General features: G+C 45.6%; 19 protein-coding genes. 7 read left to right on the top strand and 12 right to left on the bottom strand.

What is annotated here, in order from left to right:
* The first annotated feature begins 384 nt into the window (after positions 1–384).
* Positions 385–1809 (top strand): L-serine ammonia-lyase, encoded by a 1425-nt coding sequence (locus LS482_RS21490; RefSeq protein WP_233029653.1) that lies wholly within the window; start codon positions 385–387, stop codon positions 1807–1809.
* A 3-nt stretch (positions 1810–1812) separates the two neighbouring features.
* On the opposite strand, the gene LS482_RS21495 is transcribed toward LS482_RS21490, so the two are convergent.
* The gene (locus tag LS482_RS21495) at positions 1813–2271 is read right to left on the bottom strand and encodes a nuclear transport factor 2 family protein (RefSeq protein ID WP_233029654.1); all 459 of its coding nucleotides are present in this window, start codon (positions 2269–2271) and stop codon (positions 1813–1815) included.
* A gap of 94 nt (positions 2272–2365) precedes the next feature.
* On the opposite strand from LS482_RS21495, the gene panB reads away from it, so the two are divergent.
* A complete protein-coding gene (gene panB / locus LS482_RS21500; protein ID WP_233029655.1) occupies positions 2366–3184 on the top strand; it encodes a 3-methyl-2-oxobutanoate hydroxymethyltransferase in 819 nt (272 codons plus the stop codon).
* 36 nt (positions 3185–3220) lie between these two features.
* The gene (locus tag LS482_RS21505) at positions 3221–3958 is read left to right on the top strand and encodes an RluA family pseudouridine synthase (RefSeq protein WP_437441003.1); all 738 of its coding nucleotides are present in this window, start codon (positions 3221–3223) and stop codon (positions 3956–3958) included.
* Between the two features lie 105 nt (positions 3959–4063).
* On the opposite strand, the gene LS482_RS21510 is transcribed toward LS482_RS21505, so the two are convergent.
* The 5 genes from LS482_RS21510 to LS482_RS21530 all read right to left on the bottom strand — a co-directional run bounded on the left by LS482_RS21510 (position 4064) and on the right by LS482_RS21530 (position 9134).
* On the bottom strand, positions 4064–4777 hold the full coding sequence (locus LS482_RS21510) for a response regulator transcription factor (protein ID WP_233029656.1): 714 nt from the start codon (positions 4775–4777) through the stop codon (positions 4064–4066).
* Positions 4778–4782: 5 nt separating this feature from the next.
* On the bottom strand, positions 4783–6354 hold the full coding sequence (locus tag LS482_RS21515) for a sensor histidine kinase (protein WP_233029657.1): 1572 nt from the start codon (positions 6352–6354) through the stop codon (positions 4783–4785).
* Positions 6355–6426: 72 nt separating this feature from the next.
* Positions 6427–7017, bottom strand: coding sequence for a dephospho-CoA kinase (gene coaE / locus LS482_RS21520; RefSeq protein WP_233029658.1), 591 nt, complete (start codon positions 7015–7017; stop codon positions 6427–6429).
* 114 nt (positions 7018–7131) lie between these two features.
* Entirely contained in the window at positions 7132–8109 is a 978-nt protein-coding gene (locus LS482_RS21525) for a YbbR-like domain-containing protein (protein WP_233029659.1), read from the bottom strand.
* A 23-nt stretch (positions 8110–8132) separates the two neighbouring features.
* Positions 8133–9134, bottom strand: coding sequence for a glycosyltransferase family 2 protein (locus tag LS482_RS21530; RefSeq protein WP_233029660.1), 1002 nt, complete (start codon positions 9132–9134; stop codon positions 8133–8135).
* Between the two features lie 705 nt (positions 9135–9839).
* On the opposite strand from LS482_RS21530, the gene LS482_RS21535 reads away from it, so the two are divergent.
* Positions 9840–10751 carry an NAD(P)/FAD-dependent oxidoreductase gene (locus LS482_RS21535; protein WP_233029661.1) on the top strand — a complete coding sequence of 304 codons (912 nt, stop codon included), beginning with the start codon at positions 9840–9842 and terminating at the stop codon, positions 10749–10751.
* 137 nt (positions 10752–10888) lie between these two features.
* Here the strand turns inward: LS482_RS21535 and LS482_RS21540 are convergent, their stop codons facing one another.
* The 3 genes from LS482_RS21540 to LS482_RS21550 all read right to left on the bottom strand — a co-directional run bounded on the left by LS482_RS21540 (position 10889) and on the right by LS482_RS21550 (position 13356).
* Positions 10889–11503, bottom strand: a complete 615-nt coding sequence (locus tag LS482_RS21540) for an NAD(P)H-dependent oxidoreductase (RefSeq protein WP_233029662.1) — start codon at positions 11501–11503, stop codon at positions 10889–10891.
* Positions 11504–11574: 71 nt separating this feature from the next.
* Positions 11575–12390 (bottom strand): helix-turn-helix domain-containing protein, encoded by an 816-nt coding sequence (locus LS482_RS21545; protein ID WP_233029663.1) that lies wholly within the window; start codon positions 12388–12390, stop codon positions 11575–11577.
* 117 nt (positions 12391–12507) lie between these two features.
* Positions 12508–13356, bottom strand: a complete 849-nt coding sequence (locus tag LS482_RS21550; RefSeq protein ID WP_233031868.1) for a DUF2911 domain-containing protein — start codon at positions 13354–13356, stop codon at positions 12508–12510.
* 204 nt (positions 13357–13560) lie between these two features.
* Between LS482_RS21550 and LS482_RS21555 the strand changes: the two genes are divergently transcribed.
* The 3 genes from LS482_RS21555 to LS482_RS21565 all read left to right on the top strand — a co-directional run bounded on the left by LS482_RS21555 (position 13561) and on the right by LS482_RS21565 (position 17040).
* Complete coding sequence (locus LS482_RS21555) at positions 13561–14997, top strand: amidohydrolase (protein WP_233029664.1); 1437 nt, start codon at positions 13561–13563, stop codon at positions 14995–14997.
* A gap of 103 nt (positions 14998–15100) precedes the next feature.
* Positions 15101–15547, top strand: a complete 447-nt coding sequence (locus LS482_RS21560; RefSeq protein ID WP_437441004.1) for a thiol-disulfide oxidoreductase DCC family protein — start codon at positions 15101–15103, stop codon at positions 15545–15547.
* A 65-nt stretch (positions 15548–15612) separates the two neighbouring features.
* Positions 15613–17040 (top strand): arylsulfatase, encoded by a 1428-nt coding sequence (locus LS482_RS21565; RefSeq protein ID WP_233029665.1) that lies wholly within the window; start codon positions 15613–15615, stop codon positions 17038–17040.
* On the opposite strand, the gene LS482_RS21570 is transcribed toward LS482_RS21565, so the two are convergent.
* From LS482_RS21570 to glmM, 3 genes are read right to left on the bottom strand one after another with little or no spacing between them, the layout of a single operon-like run.
* The gene (locus tag LS482_RS21570; protein ID WP_233029666.1) at positions 17037–18539 is read right to left on the bottom strand and encodes an aminotransferase class V-fold PLP-dependent enzyme; all 1503 of its coding nucleotides are present in this window, start codon (positions 18537–18539) and stop codon (positions 17037–17039) included. The two genes, LS482_RS21565 and LS482_RS21570, sit on opposite strands and share 4 nt — an antisense overlap.
* A gap of 21 nt (positions 18540–18560) precedes the next feature.
* Positions 18561–18998: a GNAT family N-acetyltransferase gene (locus LS482_RS21575; RefSeq protein ID WP_233029667.1), complete on the bottom strand. Its 438-nt coding sequence runs from the start codon at positions 18996–18998 to the stop codon at positions 18561–18563.
* A gap of 18 nt (positions 18999–19016) precedes the next feature.
* Positions 19017–20414 carry a phosphoglucosamine mutase gene (gene glmM / locus LS482_RS21580; RefSeq protein ID WP_233029668.1) on the bottom strand — a complete coding sequence of 466 codons (1398 nt, stop codon included), beginning with the start codon at positions 20412–20414 and terminating at the stop codon, positions 19017–19019.
* Positions 20415–20486: the final 72 nt, after the last annotated feature.

Genomic DNA, 20486 nt, shown 5'->3' on the forward strand with positions numbered 1-20486 from the left:
TTCTTATTTACTTTATTTTTGGTGTTTTCACTCGTTTGCTATCAACAAGTCAATGACTGTGCCAAAAAATTATAATGAGAATTTTACTGCCATATTTAAAAATATTCCTGTCATTTTGACGGAAACCCTGTAAAGACACGGGAACCGGAGGGCTGTATTTTTCCGTTCCGCTATACTTTGCGCTATCGCTCCCCGTTTTTACACTTTGAAATAATTGTTAACAATAACCGGGAAACCGTCTTTTCTCGTTATGGATTCTCAACTATTCATTTATATTTGCCTTTGCAAATTATGTTGTTATTATAACATATACCGGCAATTTAATTGTATTATATAACACTTATCCCGTGACATAAACACAGGGATCATATTTAAAGAATACAGATGGAGTGCATCAGTGTTTTTGACATGTTAAAAATCGGTATCGGTCCTTCCAGTTCCCATACGCTGGGCCCTTGGAGGGCGGCAGAGCGATGGATAAACGAACTGAAAGCGGAAGGCCATTTTGACGACATTGTATCCATACACGCAGATCTGTACGGCTCCCTTTCCCTCACCGGTAAGGGGCATGCCACCGATCTGGCCGTTATCCTGGGACTTTGCGGAAAGGACCCGGAATACATCCCCGTGGAAGAAATTCCGGAGGTTATTGCCCGGGTAAAGGAAAAAAAGGAAATCCTTTTCGGGAATTCGTACGCGGTAGATTTTGACATGGTAAAAGACATTGTTTTTCAAAAGAAATTTCTGCCGTTTCATGCCAATGGTATGCGGTTTACCGCTGTTTCAAAAACGGGGAACACCTTTTCCGAAACGTATTATTCCATTGGTGGTGGTTTTGTGGTTAGGGAAGAACGGGTCTCTGCCAAAGAAAATATAAAAGTGTTCAACCGTTTTCCATACCCGGTGGAAAATGCCGCACAACTCCAGGAATATTGCAAAAAAGAGAAAAAAAACATTTGGGAGATCGTACTGGAGAACGAACGATCACTGCGAACGGATACGGAGATCGACCGGGAACTGCACCGGGTATGGGATACCATGCTCGAATCCATGTACATCGGATGCCATTCTGAAGGCACCCTGCCCGGCGGATTAAAAGTGAGGCGACGTGCTTACGATTCTTACCAGAAACTCAAGGGAACCCTCCCCTACAACACTCCGCAGGAATGGCTGGAGACCATACGCGAAACGGAAGTGAAATTCCGGCAAATACTCAAGTGGGTAAGCTGTTTTGCTCTGAGTGTGAATGAAGTTAATGCTTCCCTGGGCAGGGTGGTCACTGCCCCCACAAACGGAAGTGCCGGGGTCATCCCAGCGGTATTGATGTATTATATGGTCATTGAAAACCACAATGCCGGTTTTGAACATATCAAACGCTTTTTGCTGACAGCAGGGGAAATAGGCAGCATTTTCAAGAAAGGTGCTACCATATCGGCAGCCATGGGAGGTTGCCAGGCGGAAATCGGAGTTTCTTCGGCAATGGCCGCTGCCGGTCTTACGGAAGTATCCGGAGGTTCGACCGAACAGGTTTTGATGGCCGCGGAAATCGCTATGGAGCATCACCTGGGACTTACCTGTGATCCCATAGGAGGGCTCGTACAGGTACCCTGCATAGAGCGAAACGCCATGGGGGCCATAAAAGCGATCAATGCCGCTGAACTGGCCATGGACAGCGACCCTCAAAATGCCAAGGTCCCCCTGGACAAAGTGGTCAATACCATGTGGGAAACTGCCAAGGACATGAACTCCAAATACAAGGAAACTTCTGAAGGCGGACTGGCCGTGGGTGTTTTTCTGTCAGACTGTTAAAAACTACCCGGAAGGTTTCTTCCTGGTATCTATAATACCGAGAATCTTCCACATCCCCTGCTCATTCCGGAACAGGACAAAGGAATTTACGCCCGTATGGTGCAGTTTGTGATCGTAATAGAATTCATACGGTACCCAGACATCTGCCATCAGTCCGTCATGCCGTATGTCAAAGGACAATGGTTTTTCTCTGAAATCCACTGTTTCCGGAAGCGTCGTCACCGTTCTTACAAAACCGTCGAAAGACTGTGTACTTACAACCACCTTTCCATCCTTTTTCACAGAAATGCTTCGCAGGATACATCCCGGACCGGCAATACCCTTTAACCGTACCGAATCCCGGGCGTGAAAAGCGGCAAAGAATTCTGATACAGTCTTCCTTATAGCCGCTTCATCCCGTACGGACTGTGCGTTGAGGTTTCCCAGACAGAAAATCAGCCCTAAAAATAAAACCATTCTCATGGACCGTGTTTTTAAGCATACAATTTAGTACTTTTACAATAACTTTTCATTTTTTGGTTATAAAAGAATAAACAACAAATCATAAATAACGAATATGTCTGTTGCAAAAAAAGAATACAAAAGGGTTACGGTAAAATCCCTGGTTGAAATGAAAGAAAATGCCGAAAAAATAAGTATGCTCACTGCCTACGACTATTCCATGGCCAAAATCGTGGACGGCGCAGGGGTAGATGTTATTTTGGTAGGCGACTCTGCCAGCAATGTCATGGCAGGACACGAAACCACCCTGCCCATTACCCTCGACCAGATGATCTATCACGCGTCTTCAGTGATACGTGGCGTAAAAAGAGCTCTGGTTGCAGTAGACCTGCCTTTCGGAAGTTACCAATCGGACCCCAAGGAAGCATTGCGTTCGGCAATCCGGATCATGAAGGAGAGCGGAGCCCACGCCATAAAGCTCGAAGGAGGTAAAGAGATCAAGGAATCCATAAAACGCATATTAAATGCAGGTATACCGGTTATGGGGCACCTGGGCCTTACCCCCCAATCCATTTATAAGTTCGGATCTTATACGGTAAGGGCCAAGGAAGAGGATGAGGCCGAAAAATTAAAAGAAGATGCCATACTCCTGGAAAGAATGGGGTGTTTTTCCATCGTACTGGAAAAAATTCCCGCCAAACTGGCCCGCGAAGTTGCAGAGAGTGTTTCCATCCCCGTTATCGGTATCGGGGCCGGAAGCGGTGTGGACGGCCAGGTATTGGTGCTGCACGATCTGTTGGGCATGACCTATGAGTTCAGTCCGCGGTTCCTTCGCCGCTACATGAACCTCTATGACGACATGACCAATGCCATATCCCGGTATGTGGAAGATGTAAAAGAACGGGACTTTCCCAATGAGGAGGAACAATACTAATATATTCCTGATAGCCGAACTACGGGTTACAATCCCATGATCACAGGATATGTGATCCGTAGTTCCGTATGTTATATGAAAATACTTTCCAACAAAAATAACCTGCAGGTCCTTTACGAAGACAATCATATTATTGTTGTCAACAAGCGTCCGGGGGATATTGTCCAGGGCGATAAAACAGGAGACAAGCCGCTAAGTGAAGTCGTCAAGGAATACATTAAGGAGAAATACAACAAACCCGGCAAAGTATACCTGGGTGTGGTACACCGGCTGGACAGGCCCACAAGCGGGATCGTGGTTTTTGCCAGGACCTCCAAGGCCCTTCCCAGGCTCAATAAGATATTCGCTGAAAAGAAAGCCCGGAAAACGTATTGGGCGGTAGTCAAGAATCCTCCTCCGGCAAATGAGGGACACCTGGAACACTGGCTGGTACGGAACCCGAAGCAAAACAGGTCGTATGCCCATAACAAGGAAGTCCCCAACGCCAAAAAAGCAGCCCTGACCTATAAAACCCTGAAAAAGTTAACGAACTATTACCTCCTCGAAATAGACCTCCACACCGGAAGGCACCACCAGATACGTGCACAGCTGGCCGGTATGGGATGTCCGATAAAAGGTGATCTCAAATACGGTTTTGAACGGAGCAATAAAGATGCGGGCATTCATCTGCACGCCCGTAGACTCTCTTTTGTCCATCCCGTCAAGAAAGAAGAAATGACTATCACGGCACCTCCTCCCGAAAAAGATGTTATCTGGAAAAATTGTACAGGTTAAAAAGAAAGATCTCTTCTGAAACCTTCGAGCGCAGCAGGGCAGTTATCCTTCTGGCTGCGCCCGGGGTGTAACAGAAATGTTGTTTGGAGTGATTGAATTTGTGTTTTATTCCGCTTCACTTTTTACTACAAGGCGGAACCCTTCACCGTGGATGTTGAGTATTTCCACATCTTCATCCCTTTTGAGGTATTTTCTCAACTTGGCGATGTACACATCCATACTCCTGGAGGTAAAGTAATTATCGTCTCTCCATATCTTGGTAAGCGCCAGCTCCCTCGGCATCAGGTCGTTTTCGTGCAGGGCCAGCAGGCGCAGCAGCTCATTCTCCTTAGGCGACAGCTTTATGGGCTCTTCGTCTCCATAAGTCAAAAACCGTAGTTTGGAGTTCAGATGGAACTTACCTATCCGGAACTCGAACTGCTTGCTCTCTGCCGCTCCGGCATTGGCTTTTCGCTGCAGGATGGCCTTGATCTTAAAGAGCAGCACTTCCGAGTCGAAAGGTTTGTTCAGGTAATCGTCCGCACCCGCCTTATACCCTTTCAGGACATCTTCCTTCATGGTTTTTGCGGTGAGGAATATGATCGGTATGTGTTCGTTCTTCTCTCTTATTTCCTTTGCCAGTGTGAAACCGTCCTTGTAAGGCATCATCACATCCAGGATACAAAGGTCGAAATTATCCTTCCGGAACTTTTCAAACCCTTCCATGCCGTTCTTTGCTAAAACCACGTCAAAATTGTTTAGCGCTAAATAATCTTTAAGAACAATCCCGAAATTGGGATCGTCTTCAACCAATAAGATTTTTTTATTTACTGCTTCCATAATTTTTATATTAAAGGTAACTTTATAAAAAAGGTACTTCCTTTATCTTTTTCACTTTCTACATAGACCACTCCCTGGTGGTCCTCTACTATATTTTTTACGTATGCAAGCCCGAGTCCGTGTCCTTTTACATTGTGGATGTTGCCCGTATGCTCCCTGTAAAATTTTTCAAAAATCCTTTTCAGCACGGCTTTGCTCATTCCCATTCCCTGGTCCTGCACTTTTATGAGTATACTGTTTTTCACCGTTTCGGTATACACGTCTATTTGGGGTGAATCGGGGGAATACTTAATCGCATTGTCCAGGATATTTACCAACACATTGGTAAAGTGAAATTCGTTGGCAAGAACTTCGCTTTGTTCCGCTTCAAAATGTGTTTTTATATATCCGCCGCGATTCTCTACCATGAGAGAAATATGTGCAATGGCCTCTTCAATAAGATCGTGGATATCCAGAGCGTCTTTGGTGATCTCCAATTGATTCTTTTCCAGTTTGGATATCCGCAATACATTTTCTACCTGTGCATGCATTCTCTTATTCTCATCCCTGATCATCTGAAGGTATTGCCTCACTTTTTCGCGATTCTCCAGTATCTTGGGATTCTGAATGGCATCCAGCGCCAGGTTTATGGTTGCAATGGGGGTTTTGAACTCATGGGTCATGTTGTTGATAAAATCCGTTTTTATCTCGGATATCTGTTTTTGGCGGATAAGTTGGTGAATGGCCCCGGAATATGCAATAACAATAATCAATGTAAAAATAATGGACAACAGGGCCATGCCCAGAATACTGGATATCAGGAATTTCTTTTTCTTGGGAAACGTGACCAACAGGTCAAAATCCGTTTTCCCTTCTTCGTCTACAAAAATGGGGACTTTATACCTGGTACTTTCACTCAGGGCAAAATCTCTCGACCTTACTTTGGTGGCCAGGCCATTGTCGTAAACCCCGTATTCAAAATTAAGGTCGATCCCGGCTTCCGAAAGCTCCCGTTGTAACAACAACTGTATTTCCTGATCAGATACTCTTTCGCGTATAGGCTGACGTTTTGCATAATGCCGGAAATAGGTTTCGAAATGGGCCTTGTCTATGGCCGACATCCCGCCTATTTTTTCAATTCTCTCGGAAGGGGTATACTTTGTCTTACCGTCAATATCTATCCCTTCCTTTACAATAATCGTCCTCCGTTTACTGTTAAAGTTTTTAATGGGGATAGAATCCGATTCACTATCAAAGAACGTAGAAGATATGCCGTAATCCTCTTCCAGAACACCATGAGAATAAATGAACATTTCGTTATTTTCCTCATCCTTGTCAATAAAGAGTATCTGCCTGAGTTCTGCTTCTTTAAATTCTCCAATGCTGTCAATCAATTGCAGGTATTTATTGGAATAATCCTCTATTTCCCTTCTCTCGATCTTGCCTGAAACAGATTTTAACACCTGCATGACACTGTTGGAAAACTGCTCTTCTTTATCATCCACTGCTGTCTTTATCCAGTATCCCTGCACAAAAATGATACCAATCAGGGATAAACTCATCAAAGCAACCAGAAGGACAAATAACTTCTTACTCATTGAAGCAAAATTAAGGGTTTAATATGCAGTTTGTCTTAGCTTTAACCAAACCTTAACAAAATTACCCGTAATTTAACGGGAAGTATCGGCTTTTATTAAACGTAAATGCAGCTTTTCTACCTGTTTTTGTGTCGCTTCCAGGTCGGTATTGGTTATGATATGGTCTGAAAGTTCTGCTTTACGGGCTTCATCCCACTGGTTTTTTATACGGTTTTCCACGGCTTCCCGCGAAACCCCGTCGCGTTGCATCACTCTTTCTATTCGCGTTTCCTGCGGTGCCGTAACCGTTATTACAACATCGCAATCCTTATACGCCCCGCTTTCAAAAAGGATAGCCGCTTCCTTGATCACATAGGGAGCCTGTTGCTTTTCATACCACTGCCTGAAATGCCTGCCTACTTCGGGATGGATAATACCGTTAAGCCTGTCCAGGAGCTCCCGGTCCTGAAAAACAACGCCCGCTATATACGCATTGTCCAAACCGGATTCAGTATAGGCTTTTTCTCCGAAAATTTCTACTATCTGCGCCCTGACCTTCGAAGAGGTATGCATCAGCTTCTTTGCTTCGGTATCTGCTATGTACACCGGAACCCCCAATGCCGAAAACATCCTGGCTACAGTGGATTTACCGCTGCCTATACCTCCTGTTAAACCAACTATCATTATTTTGCCGCTATGTACTATTAATTTAACACTTTTACTCCGGACACACAAGGTGATCTCCGAAATATTTCACATTTACTTACCTGAATATCAGCGATTATTCTGACATCCGTTTTATCGGGAAGATTCATTTTTCCTGGTTTTTATCAGGATCTCAACCTGCTTCCCGGACAGTTTTATCCGTTTGACAATGGCAGGCTTTTTTGTCACCCGGATCGGAACATATTCCACCGAATCCGTGATGGAATTATAATCACACGCCACTGTAAAGTCCGAAGGACTCAAACTGCTCAGGTCCTTTAAGGCTCCCTGACAAATTATCTCTACCTCGGAAGGGAAAGTCCTGACCATTTTTTGTTCGGGCACATTCATCACGGAAACAGGAATGATCAGCTTTTTTTCGGAAAACCGCTCTACCCTGGCTGCCACGACCACCTTTTTGTGTTCAAATTCCAGGTCATTGAACTTTTCCGGAATATCAAGGGTAGTATGTATATCAATATCTTCATTCACTTCCCGGAGTGTAACCTGCCTGGTATATAACGTATCCAGTTCATTCACCTCAACATCCGGCCCGAATACACTCACGGTCTCCGGAGTTACCCTCAGACTGTCATATATGTGATGGTCGCGGGCAAAAGATATATCCACTCTGGGCATGACCTTTACTTTTTTGGTGATATTTTCACCCAAGCGGAAAAAGAGCGTATCGCCGGCAAACTGCCTTAATTCCACCTCGCCGGACATCGCCGCCATCAATTGCTTTCTTATATCTGTCGTAAGAAGGTAGAATTTGTTACCCGATTCCCTCAAATCAGACAGATCTATATCCACCTCCTTTCCGAAATATTTGAGGCCGAAAAGCTTGAATCCTTTGGCATTGATCTCCACCCTGATATTCCGGGAGGGATCTACCAGCAATTTCCCTTCCGGTACACCCACATAGTTAGGTCTTATGGATACCGAAGTGGTATAACGGTTGGGCAGCTTGATCAAAAACCACAGCACGCTGGAAAAAAGAAAGAAGAATAAAAACAAGGATGCCTTCTCCTTTTTAAGACGTGCCCATATTTTCTGTTTTTCAATTCTCATACAGGAGGTCTTGAAACCATTTGCTAATTAAAAAATAATTCCGGAAATGCCTTTTGCGGATCGCTTTTCAACACTTTCATCGCAAAAGTACTTTTTATAAAACCGTAACCATAGCCCGAAAATTGTACCAACACCGCAAAAACCGACAAAAATGCAACTTTTACATTCCTGTTCTTGTACAGGGCATCTATAAAAACAACAATAAAGAACAAGGTGTACAGTCCGGCAAAAAACGATAGTCCCGCCAACCAGAGAAAAAGTGAAAAGACCAGCCCGGTTACAAAAAGTGCGGGCAACCAGTACACGATTCTTTCGGTATGCGGATGCCAGCGGTTCAGAATGGGCCGGGTCATTCCGAATTTATAGACCTGTTTAAAGAATTTCGACCAGGAAATACGTCTTTTGTGATACACAAAGGCACCTTCAACAAACCGGGTATCATAACCGGCTTTCCAAAGTCGGATGGTGAGGTCCGGGTCTTCCCCGGGATGTATTTTCCCGAATCCTCCTGTCTTTAAAAACGCTTCCCTTGAAATTCCCATATTAAAACTGCGGGGCTGAAATCTGCCTACGGATTTTTTCTTTCCGCGTATCCCCCCGGTAGTGACCGTAGAGGTCATGGCATAGTTGATGGCTTTCTGCAGATCGGTAAAAGACGAATGTGCAGTGTCGGGCCCTCCGAAACAATGTACATAATCTGAAGTAAGTGCAGTCTGCACCTCCCTGAGATAGTGCGGCGGAAGAATACAGTCGGAATCCAGGATAATAAAATAATTCCCTTTTGCCTTTTGCATACCAAAATTCCGGGAATCCCCCGGTCCCGAATTGTCCTTGAAATAATAGGATATGTTCAACTTACCTGAAAAGCTATCGGTCACCTCTTTTGCCGGAACAGTCGACCCATCCTCCACAATAACCACTTCAAAAGGATTATCGTAATCCAGACCCGCCATGCTTTCCAATAGTTCCGCAACCTCATCGGGCCTGTTATACACCGGGATAATAAATGAGAATTCTAAATGCATAGGGCAAATATATAACAAAAGAGAGCACGGAAAAGAAGTGATTTTTATTCCGTATTCTTACCGCCCTAATTGCGGCCAAGAAATATGTATTTTATAAAAATGATGAGAAGAGCCGGACCAGGGAAACGAAAACCGAAATGCAAACGGAGAGCGTATTTTCACAAGCCTTATTCAAGAGGCAATTATTATTCACTGAACGACAATCTAAACTACCCGGATCTTAATCGAAAGTCGTTCCCACGAAAAAGCGTAATTCTCCTTATCCCCTATTGTTTTCTTTATACGAACGCAGTTATTTAACGTGAATAATGGATAAGAAAAAAGGCTCGCTTACTTCGGCTTCACTCAGCACAGGTCTTCAGGCGAAGAGGGGTGTCCTGCCGTGCAGGACGGGGAGTCTGACCAGCTCAAGCCCTGGGAATTATCCCCAAACACTTATGTTTATCCAATGGTTTGGGATTTCAAACCCTCCGACCAGACTAAAGTCTGCCCACCTCCCTTCTCCCGATAACCATCGGGATGAAGGGAGGAGCTTTTAAAAACTCAAAAAAGAACTTAAACTTTTACAATGCTTTTGCCCTGAACAACTTATTCATTATTCACGTTATTTAAATCTGTATGAAAAATTTCAATCTTTAATTTAATGCAACTTTGTAGCATTTATTATATCTTTGTCATCAAAATACAGAACTCAAAAACAGAAGCATGAAAGTACAAGATCATTTTGAAGTCATTGTTATAGGAGGGAGTTATGCCGGATTATCCGCAGCCATGGCCCTGGGCAGATCACTGCGTAAAACACTTGTTATTGACAGCGGACAGCCCTGCAACAGGCAAACACCCCACTCACATAATTTTATCACCCTGGACGGTGTTCCCCCAGCCGTTATGGCAGACAAGGCTAAAAAGCAGGTGTTGGAATACAATACGGTAACGTTTAAAGAGGGACTGGTTACAGCAGTAGAAAAACAGGACGATACATTTAAAATCCGACTCGGAGACCGTACTGTAATCATGGCCCAAAAAATCCTTTTTGCCACCGGAGTAAGGGACATTATGCCGTCTATTAAAGGTTTTGCGGAGTGCTGGGGCATAAGCGTGTTACATTGTCCCTATTGCCACGGTTATGAGGTCAGGAATGTCAGAACGGGAATACTGGCCAGCGGGGAAACGGCATTTGAAACCAGTAAACTCATACAACACTGGACCAACGACCTTACCCTGTTGACCAACGGTGATCCGGAACTTACCGAAATACAGACACATCTTATACATGAGCTGGGTATAAACATCATCAAAAAAGAAATCTCCGAACTGGAGCACGAAGACGGATACGTAAAAAGTGCCATCTTTTCCGACGGCACAACGTTTGAACCGAAAGCCATTTATTCCCGCGTCGCATTTGAACAGCACTGTAACGCCCCGGCAGAGCTGGGATGTGAATTCACCGATCACGGACATATAGCGGTCGATTTTCTGGGCAAAACTTCTGTAGACGGTGTTTATGCAGCCGGAGACAATACTACTCCCATGCGTTCGGTCTCCGTAGCTGTGGCTGCCGGTACCAAGGCCGGAGCGGCTATTAACCTGGAACTGATAAACGACAGACTGAAATAAAATGACAGGTAACAGGATATAAAAACACGGCCTGAACTGCTTTCCCCGCAATCTAAAGCTACCCGCATTTGATATTTCACAACATGCCGGGTAGCTTCTGATATATCAGAAAATATAACTCTTTCTGTATTTTAACTTTACAGATAAATCGTTGTTTCACTTTTATGCAGATGAAGTCCGGAGTTGTATAACTCAAGCATTTCCCCGGTCCAGCGTTCTATGGTCTTCGAAGTGGCCCTGTCCGCTTTGTCTAAGTAAAAATGCTTCATGACCTCCAAACCGCAATATGCATAGATCCCCTGGTCAGATGTCAGGGAGAGCGCTTCATCCATTCCGGTTTCCCGGTATTCTTCCGCAGATTTTCCCTGTGTATTGACAACAACTGCTTTTTTCCCCGTAAGTAATCCCTCCTGTTTCCCCCTGGCATAGCTATAAGCAAAACCATAACTGAAAACCCGGTCTATATACCCTTTCAGAATGGCGGGAAGGCCCGTCCACCAGATAGGATGAATAAAAGTAATACAATCGGCCCAGGTAATGTGCTCTTGTTCCTGCCGTACATCTTCCGCAACCATTCCGTTCCGTTGCCCTTTCAAATCCTCCGGGGAAAGTATCGGATTGAACGAAATACGGTATAAATCCCTTACTTTGACATGGTGTCCGTCATTTAACAAATGTTCTTCAAGCTTCTGTTTTAACCGGGCGTTCACACTTTCGGGGTTCGGGTGTGCGTAAATAATTAAATGTTTCATGATTTCCGTTTTTAATTCTACGGGGTAAAAGTAGTATCCCCCCTGCTTCTGAAATTGTATAAAAACGAAAACTAACTTACAGGGTTACAGATCTCTTTCTGGAATTTCAGGTATTTTGTCGGACTAAGGTTAAGATAATGCCTGAAGTCATGAATCAGCTGACTTTGGTCATAATACCCGCATTCGTGGATAATATCCGGCCAATCTACTGCAGAAGCGTTTGCCGTATGTTGCTGTATCATTTCAATGGCCTTCAGAAAACGGCGATAACGCCCAATTTCCCTTGCCGAATAGCCCATGCGTTTTTTATGCTGTAATTGTATGTTCCTCGGGCTCTGTCCGGTGGCTGATGCCACTGTTTTTACAATGTCAAGGTTATCGTGGTCAAAGTTCGCCAGGCGATGGCCTACGATGTTCCTGTCTTTTAAATAGGGGCTGCAAAACTCAAGGATAAAACGTACACGTTGTTCATTGTCAGTCAGCTCATCCAGTTTTTTCCACAAACCGGAAAAACAATTCTCCCCGGTCAATTCATCCGGGTCGGGCATCAGGTTTTCATCAATCATCGCTCTTCCGAAAAAACGATAGAAGGCATCATCCTTAAAATTGACGACCAGTATTTCAGCTCCCGGCGACAATGTATAATCAAAAGCCTTTTTTACAGGTCCCAGTACAAGGCATTTCCCCACTTCCGTTTCCTGCTCTCCGGACTGCAGCAATACTTTTCCGCCGAAATTAAAAACAAGTATGGTCTGATAAGAAGGCAACAGACTTTTTTGCACTGAGCTGCCGGAAGCATTTCCCGCGAAATAAAAATGGGTAAAGGCCTCCTCAAATTCAGGAGGTACTGCTATACGATATGCTATATATGTTCCGCGGTCCGACACTTTTTTAATGCAAAATAAAAATTTTATCGCAACTCCGGGCGATATGTAAATTCATATTCCAAAAAAAATCCCGTACAGTAAAGCACGAGATTTTTTGTGTTTCAACATAAGGAAGGCTTACAGAGCTCCCCATTCCTTTAATGCATCCTTATTCATTTTCACATAGTCAGAATTTCCGGCTTTTTCGGCAGCGGTCAAAGATTTTTTGGCAGCTTCGATAGCCCCTTTTTTGTCCCCTGCCTTGTGATAGATCAGCGACTTCTGCCGCAACATCCAGAAGGGCACTTCTTCCTGCATTCCCGCAGCTTTGTCTATCCATTCCCTGGCTTTATCGATATCTTTGTCTTCCTCAAGGTAATATACGGCCGCAGAATAATAGTCGCGCGCAGAAGGACCATTCAGGGCACCTTCTATACTTGCCATAGCCTTTTCTTCGGTAGGCACTTCGATCTTCAGACCTGCATACGTTCGTTCCCAAAGGATATCGAGCATGGCAGAATCATTGGTAATATCACCGAACAACATGGTAAAAGACTCAATGTCAAACGGCATGCTTTCCGCCGAAACCGTGGTTTTCAGGGCCACCTTGCTGTCGTCCCATTTTTGGGGATTGCCCCAGTTATTGGCATCCGTATAAAAAATAACTTCCCAGGAAGATGCATTGGGAATCGTATAAATGGCATAAGTCCCTTTTTTCAGTTCCTTTCCACCTATGGTAACGTCATCACTGAATGTAATTTTCGTATTCTCATTAGCTCCTGTACGCCAAACCTCCCCGTAAGGTACCAGGTCACCGAAAATGGTCCGGCCTCGCATGGCTGGACGGGAATATTCCAGGGTAATATCAGTCAGTCCCACCCGCTGCTCTATCTTTGCCGAAGGGCTTGGTGCGGGCGTTTGTACCTGTGCGGAGGCCGTAAATGAGGCCAAAACAAGACCGCACAACGCTAAAATGTGTTTTTTCATGGTAGTTGTCATTCAATTAGTTATTATTCGATTATGTTTTCGCAATAAAGATAATGAAGAAATATCACTTAAAAAGGTCTGATTTTATTTTTACCGTAATCTTTCCTCCTTCGTTTTCACATGTCGGAAAATCTTCTCCCCGATTCGGAAATACCTGATTCATTTCGTAATTTGGGAAGCCTAACTCAAATAAACCAATCATTTATGAAAACACATGCTGCTTTTCTCGCACTGCTTCTGTGCGTTGTTTTTCCCGTTTCTGCCCAAAACGGGATGAATGCTAACAAAAAGGCTGTTATCAATTCCGTGGAAAATCATTCGGACAAACTCATTGAGATCAGCGACAAGATATGGGCACATGCCGAAACGGCTTTCCGGGAAACAGCATCATCCAAACTTCTGGCGGATTACGCTGAAGCCAACGGTTTTACCGTAGAAAGAGGTGTAGCCGAAATGCCGACCGCCTTTGTTGCTACTTACGGATCGGGAAGCCCGGTAATTGGTATCCTGGGGGAATTTGATGCCCTTCCCGGAATTTCCCAAAAGGCACAACCCGTCAAAGCACCTCTGGAAGAGGGAAAACCGGGCCACGGATGCGGGCATAACCTTTTTGGCACCGGAAGCCTGGGCGCTGCAATAGCCGTAAAAGAACTGATAAAATCCGGGAAGCTCAAAGGAACGATCAAATTTTACGGCACACCTGCCGAAGAAAAATATTTCGGGAAATTATGGATGGCCCGTGAAGGCCTCTTTGATAACCTGGATGTCTGCCTGGACTGGCACCCTTCCGCAGAAACCGTGGCCGACGTCCAGAGTTCCCTGGCCCTCGTGGACTTTACCGTGGAATTTTTCGGGGAGGCTGCCCATGCTTCAGCCGATCCCTGGAACGGTAAAAGTGCTTCCGACGGCCTGGAACTGTACACCACAGGAATGAATTTTCTCCGGGAACATATCAAACCGACGGTACGGATACATTACCACATCCAGGATGGCGGACAGGTGGTTAACGTGGTACCGGAATACGCCAGGGTATGGACCCGGGTACGGGATACCAAAAGGGAAGGCATGCTCGAAGTCTACGAAAGGGTGAAAAAGATCGCAGAAGGTGCAGCAATGATGGCCGGGGTGGATTATAAGATCTCACTGGTTTCCGGACTTCATGAAGTGCTGGTCAACCGGGCCGGAGGAACCATCATGCAAAAAAACCTGGAACTGCTGGGTCCCATTACCTATACCAAAGAAGAAATTAACTTTGCCAAAAAGATCCAGGAAGCTACCGGTAAACCACAGATAGGCATGGACAGTGAAATACGTCCTCTGGAAGAAACCAAAGAACACCCCGGCGGCGGATCGACCGACGTGGGCGACGTAAGCTGGGTAGTCCCTGAAATAAGACTGGGGGTAACCACCGCCCCCAAAGATACGCCCTGGCACTCGTGGGCCGTAGTGGCCTGCGGCGGAATGTCCATCGGGCACAAGGGAATGACCTACGCCGCCAAAGCCATGGGTATGACCATCGTTGATCTTCTGGAGGCCCCTCAAAAAGTAGAAGCTGTAAAGGAGGAATTCAGGGAACGCAAGGGAAATGCAGAATACGAGGCCATACTACCGGACGGCCCGCCCCCGATAGATGGTGAATAATTCTTAAACATCAATATTACGGATACGGAAAAATCATTTTGTCATTTATGATACTCTTAATTCACCCGGTTATTCCGGGTGATTTTTTTGCCGTATCTTTGATATGGAAAACTACCTGTTCCGGATTCATATGGATACCATAGAAAAAAACAAGAAAATTATTCTTTTTGACGGCGTGTGCAACCTGTGCAACGCTTCCGTACAATTTGTCATCAAGAGGGATAAAAAAGATGTTTTTCGCTTTGCCGCCCTGCAAAGTGAACAGGGGCAGCAGTTGCTGGTCGAAAGAAACATTGACCCGGACGAAACCGACTCCATTGTTCTCATCGAACCCGGTGTGGCCTACTACACCAGGTCCCGGGCCGCTATCGAGATCGCTTCGGAACTGGGCGGCGGGTGGCGGTTGTTGCGTATATTTGAATATATCCTTCCCACATCACTCAGGGATAGTCTTTATAATTTCATCGCCAGAAACCGCTATAAATGGTTTGGCAGAAAAGATCAGTGCATGATCCCCACTCCTGAGCTAAAAGCCAAGTTCCTCGGGTAACCGGAAAATATTTTCGAGCACATTTTTTTAATTTATATCTTTAAGGCAAAAACCAGCCATTACCAATGCTATACCGGAAAATAAACAAAGTGGTTTTATCCGTATGTGTTCTCGCCTTGTTGCAGGCCTGTAATTCCCGGCCTGAAAAAAAAGAACAGAACACCCCGAAACCAAAACCGAATATTGTATTTATCCTTGCCGATGACATGGGTATCGGCGACCTGGGGTGTTATGGCCAGGAATACATCAAAACACCGAATATCGACCGTATGGCACGAGAAGGAATACGCTTTACCCAGTTCTATGCGGGAAGTACGGTCTGTGCCCCTTCAAGGGCCAGTTTAATGACAGGTCAGCATACCGGAATTACCCATGTACGGGGCAATGGGGAATACCCGCTTCCGGAAACCGACACCATCATTCCGCAGTTATTGCAGAAAGAAGGTTATAACACGGCCATGTTCGGTAAATGGGGACTCGGCCTGGAAGGTACCGCAGGTGAACCCCAAAAGAAAGGATGGAACCATTTTACGGGGCACCTCCATCACGTAGACGCACACTATCAGCAACCGGATTCCCTATGGCGACTCCGCAACGGCAAACTGGAAAAATTCGACACACCGGAGGGCAGCTATGGCAATGAAATATTCACCCGGAAAGCCCTGGACTTTATTGAAAACCAATCGCAGGAGCAGCCTTTTTTCCTTTACCTCTCCTTTACTGTTCCCCATGCCGAGTTGGTCGTACCGCAAAAATACCTGAAACCGTATTTGGATACCAATGGCCAAAGCAAATTCACCCCGGAAACTGCATGGCCGGACGGGAAGCACTACGGTCCGCAACCCTATCCAAAAGCAGCTTATGCCGCTATGGTAAGCAGTGTAGATAATTATGTCGGCCGGGTATTACGCCAATTAAAGAAAAAAGGGATGGCCGAAAACACCCTGGTCATATTTTCCAGTGATAACGGCACGCATGTCGAAGGCGGCCGTACCATGAAAGATGTTGCCTTTTTTAAAAGCAGCAGTAGGTACAGGGGCGTAAAAAGGGATGTCTATGAAGGTGGGATACACGAACCGTTTATAGCACACTGGCCCGGTAAGATCAAACCCGGGACGGTAAGCGACCATATCGGTGCTTTCTGGGATGTATTGCCTACGCTGGCCGAACTGGGAGGCGTAAAAAAACTACCGGAAAATACCAGTGGAATTTCCTTTGTCCCCGAATTACTCGGAAAAGGCCAACAGGCACAACACGATTATCTATATTGGGAATTCTATGAACGCGGTGGCAAGCAGGCTGTGCGCAAGCAACACTGGAAAGCTGTCCGCCTGAACGTCAAAAAAGATCCGGATGCCCGGATAGAACTATATGATCTTTCTTCCGACCCGCAGGAAGAACACAATGTCGCAGATGACCACCCGGAAATTATACGCGAAATGGAAAACATTATGAAAGAAGCCCATACGCCCAATCCGCTGTTTTCCTTTTAAAATTCGAACCAGGATTTTACCCGGGTTTTTGCATCAGTAACATATGATTTGTGCAGAAATTCATTTTTGGATTTGTCATATACATAATCCGAAGCCCACTCTTCATGATTTTCGGCCAGGGCACAGATACTTTCGCAGACATATCTTATTTCTTCACAACTCAACGTAGGATGAATGGACATACGTATCCACCCCGGTTTTTTGATCAGATCGCCCAGGGAAATTTCCGCTACGAGCTTATTCGATGCTTCCTGATCAACGTGCAACAGGTAATGTCCGTAAGTCCCCGCACAACTGCATCCCCCGCGGGTCTGGATGCCAAAACGGTCGTTCAGCAGCTTAACCCCCAGGTTGTAGTGCAGGTCATCGATAAAGAAAGACAGTACCCCCAATCTGTTTTTGTGTTGCGGTGCCAGTATCTTTACATTGGGGACATCCGACAGAAAATTAAATACCTGCTCCAGTATTTCGTGTTCCCTGTCCAGGATGTTTTTTACGCCCATCTGCTCTTTCAGCCGGATGGACAGGGCCGTTTTTATAGTTTGTAAAAAACCGGGGGTGCCCCCGTCTTCCCTTTCCTCAATATTGTCTATGTATTTGTGTTCACCCCACGGATTGGTCCAGCTTACTGTTCCCCCACCCGGAGAATCGGGAATCATGTTCTTGTACAGTTTTTTGTTGAACAGCAATACTCCGGAAGTTCCGGGCCCTCCCAGGAATTTATGCGGCGAAAAGAAAATCGCATCCAGTGAGGCCTCTTCGTCTTCCGGGTGCATATCTATGGAAACATAGGGCGCCGAACAGGCAAAGTCCACAAAGCATACACCGCCGTGACGATGTATCATTCTGGCGATGTCGTAATAAGGTGTCTGAATTCCCGTAACATTGCTGCATGCCGTTACCGAAGCGATTTTAAGTGGTCTGTCCTGATGCTTTTCCAGCAATGCTTCCAGGTGGGCCATACAAAACAGGCCTTCATCATCTGCGGGGACCACTTCCACAACAGCCATGGTCTCCAGCCACGAGGTCTGATTGGAATGGTGTTCCATATGGGTGACAAATACTACCGGACGGAGTTCATCGGGAATATTGGTGTGTTTCCTGAGGTTTTCGGGTACTTTTAATCCCAGGATGCGCTGAAATTTGTTGATCACCCCTGTCATCCCGCTTCCCGAGGTGATCAGAATATCGTCTTCCCTGCCGTTTACATGCTCCTTAATGATATGCCTGGCTTCGTGATAGGCCAGGGTCATGGCTGTCCCGGAGACCGTGGTTTCGGTATGGGTATTGGCCACATAGGGGCCGAAGTCCTGTAACAGCTTTTCTTCTATGGGCAGGTACAGGCGCCCGCTTGCCGTCCAGTCCGTATACACAATGCGTTTCTTCCCGTAGGGGGATTCGAATTCCTGATCAATCCCCACAATATTGTCCCGGAACGGTTTAAAGTATGCTTCGAGTTCCGTCCTGAATATTTTGGATTCTTCGGTTGTTGCTATCATTGTTCCAAATTTTTAATTCCACTATTTTTTCAGCGTCATATGCAATATGGGGTACGGTTTCCCCATGCTGTCCAGTTCAGACCGGCCTGTTCTTTCAAATCCCATATGTTCATAAAAGCCCCCGGCCTGCGGATTATCTTCATTGACATCAACCCTGTCTGTACCCATTACATCCACCGCGTACTTCAGCAATGTTTTGCCAAGACCTTTTCCACGCGCATCGGGATGAATGAAAAGCATCTCTATGTTTTTCCCCGACACCCCGAGAAAAGCAACGATCTTACGTTCTTTATCCCGAATACATTTCCGGTTCACATCCTTAAAATATTCATTACGGATCAAAGGCTTAAAAAACATTATATCATCCTCTTTCAGAAAATGATGAGTTGCTCTTACGGAAACCTCCCAGACTTCCACAGCGTCATCAAAATCCTCTTCTTCAAATGTATCTATATTCATCCTGTTCTAATCAGTAATTCACTGGCCTACGGATACCATGCCTTCGATTTCCGCTATCATTTTATCGGCAAGATTATCGGCTTCCGCCTGGCTTTTGGCTTCGGTATAAACGCGGATAATGGGTTCGGTATTGGATTTTCTGAGGTGTACCCAGTTTTCGGGAAAATCGATCTTTACGCCGTCTGTGGTCAATATATCTTCGTCCTTATATTTTTCCTTTACGGTTGACAGTATCGCATCCACATCGATTTGCGGAGTGAGCTGGATTTTTTTCTTGCTCATAAAATACGAAGGGTATCCTGCCCGAAGTTCACTCACCGGAATCTTTTTCTCAGCCAGGAGCGAAAGGAAAAGGGCCACACCCACCAGGGCATCCCGTCCGTAATGCAACCCGGGATAGATTATTCCGCCGTTACCTTCACCGCCAATTACCGCATCGGTTTCCTTCATCAGCGCTACCACATTTACTTCCCCGACAGCACTGGCCTGGTAATTTCCGCCGTGTTTCCGGGTAATATCCCTGAGTGCACGGGAAGAAGACATGTTGGATACGGTATTGCCCGGGGTCTTGCCCAGCACATAATCGGCACAGGCTACCAGGGTGTATTCTTCACCGAACATCTCCCCGTCCTCACTTATAAAAGCAAGCCGGTCTACATCCGGGTCAACTACAATCCCGAAATCGGCATTTTTCTTTACCACCAGTTCCGAAATATCGGTAAGGTGTTCTTTTAAAGGTTCCGGGTTATGCGGAAAGTGTCCGGTCGGGTCACAGTAAAGTTCCGTCACGTCTACTTCCAATCGTTCCAGAAGACGGGGGATTGCAATTCCCCCCGTAGAATTAACACCGTCCACCACTACGTGGAATTTTGCCGCTTTAATGGCGTCCCGGTTAACCAACGGAAGTTTTAATACCTCGTCGATATGCATATCGATATACGCCTCGTTAAGGGTTACTTTTCCAAGGCTGTCCACATCTGCGAATTCAAAATCTTCAGCTTCGGCCAGTTCCAGTATTTCGGCTCCTTCGGCAGCGTCTAAAAATTCGCCTTTATGATTCAGGAGTTTCAGGGCATTCCACTGCTTGGGGTTATGACTTGCCGTAAGGATAATCCCCCCCTCCGCATGCTCCATCGGAACAGCCACTTCTACCGTAGGGGTTGTAGACAAATCGAGTTTTACAACATCGATACCCAGACCGGTCAGGGTCCGGATAACGAGTTCCTGGATCATTTCTCCGGATATACGCGCATCCCGGCCGATAACCACTTTGAGCCTTTCCCTGGTGCTGTATTCATTTTTCAGCCAGGTACCGTAAGCGGCGGCGAATTTTACAGTGTCTATCGGTGTCAGGTTGTCGCCGGGGTTCCCTCCTATTGTTCCCCGTATTCCGGAAATGGATTTTATTAATGTCATGGGTTTATATTATTGTATTGAAATTTTGTTGCCCTTTTACAATTAAAATAAAGAAAAACACGAATGTTTCCT

It is taken from the genome of Sinomicrobium kalidii, assembly GCF_021183825.1.
In the GTDB taxonomy this organism is placed as follows: domain Bacteria; phylum Bacteroidota; class Bacteroidia; order Flavobacteriales; family Flavobacteriaceae; genus Sinomicrobium; species Sinomicrobium kalidii.

Bases quoted from the DNA above. Each gene is read 5' to 3' on its own strand.
- LS482_RS21490 (WP_233029653.1), top strand. From the start codon at position 385: ATGGAGTGCATCAGTGTTTTTGACATGTTAAAAATCGGTATCGGTCCT.
- LS482_RS21495 (WP_233029654.1), bottom strand. From the start codon at position 2,271: ATGAGAATGGTTTTATTTTTAGGGCTGATTTTCTGTCTGGGAAACCTC.
- panB (WP_233029655.1), top strand. From the start codon at position 2,366: ATGTCTGTTGCAAAAAAAGAATACAAAAGGGTTACGGTAAAATCCCTG.
- LS482_RS21505 (WP_437441003.1), top strand. From the start codon at position 3,221: ATGATCACAGGATATGTGATCCGTAGTTCCGTATGTTATATGAAAATA.
- LS482_RS21510 (WP_233029656.1), bottom strand. From the start codon at position 4,777: ATGGAAGCAGTAAATAAAAAAATCTTATTGGTTGAAGACGATCCCAAT.
- LS482_RS21515 (WP_233029657.1), bottom strand. From the start codon at position 6,354: ATGAGTAAGAAGTTATTTGTCCTTCTGGTTGCTTTGATGAGTTTATCC.
- coaE (WP_233029658.1), bottom strand. From the start codon at position 7,017: ATGATAGTTGGTTTAACAGGAGGTATAGGCAGCGGTAAATCCACTGTA.
- LS482_RS21525 (WP_233029659.1), bottom strand. From the start codon at position 8,109: ATGAGAATTGAAAAACAGAAAATATGGGCACGTCTTAAAAAGGAGAAG.
- LS482_RS21530 (WP_233029660.1), bottom strand. From the start codon at position 9,134: ATGCATTTAGAATTCTCATTTATTATCCCGGTGTATAACAGGCCCGAT.
- LS482_RS21535 (WP_233029661.1), top strand. From the start codon at position 9,840: ATGAAAGTACAAGATCATTTTGAAGTCATTGTTATAGGAGGGAGTTAT.
- LS482_RS21540 (WP_233029662.1), bottom strand. From the start codon at position 11,503: ATGAAACATTTAATTATTTACGCACACCCGAACCCCGAAAGTGTGAAC.
- LS482_RS21550 (WP_233031868.1), bottom strand. From the start codon at position 13,356: ATGAAAAAACACATTTTAGCGTTGTGCGGTCTTGTTTTGGCCTCATTT.
- LS482_RS21555 (WP_233029664.1), top strand. From the start codon at position 13,561: ATGAAAACACATGCTGCTTTTCTCGCACTGCTTCTGTGCGTTGTTTTT.
- LS482_RS21560 (WP_437441004.1), top strand. From the start codon at position 15,101: ATGGAAAACTACCTGTTCCGGATTCATATGGATACCATAGAAAAAAAC.
- LS482_RS21565 (WP_233029665.1), top strand. From the start codon at position 15,613: ATGCTATACCGGAAAATAAACAAAGTGGTTTTATCCGTATGTGTTCTC.
- LS482_RS21570 (WP_233029666.1), bottom strand. From the start codon at position 18,539: ATGATAGCAACAACCGAAGAATCCAAAATATTCAGGACGGAACTCGAA.
- LS482_RS21575 (WP_233029667.1), bottom strand. From the start codon at position 18,998: ATGAATATAGATACATTTGAAGAAGAGGATTTTGATGACGCTGTGGAA.
- glmM (WP_233029668.1), bottom strand. From the start codon at position 20,414: ATGACATTAATAAAATCCATTTCCGGAATACGGGGAACAATAGGAGGG.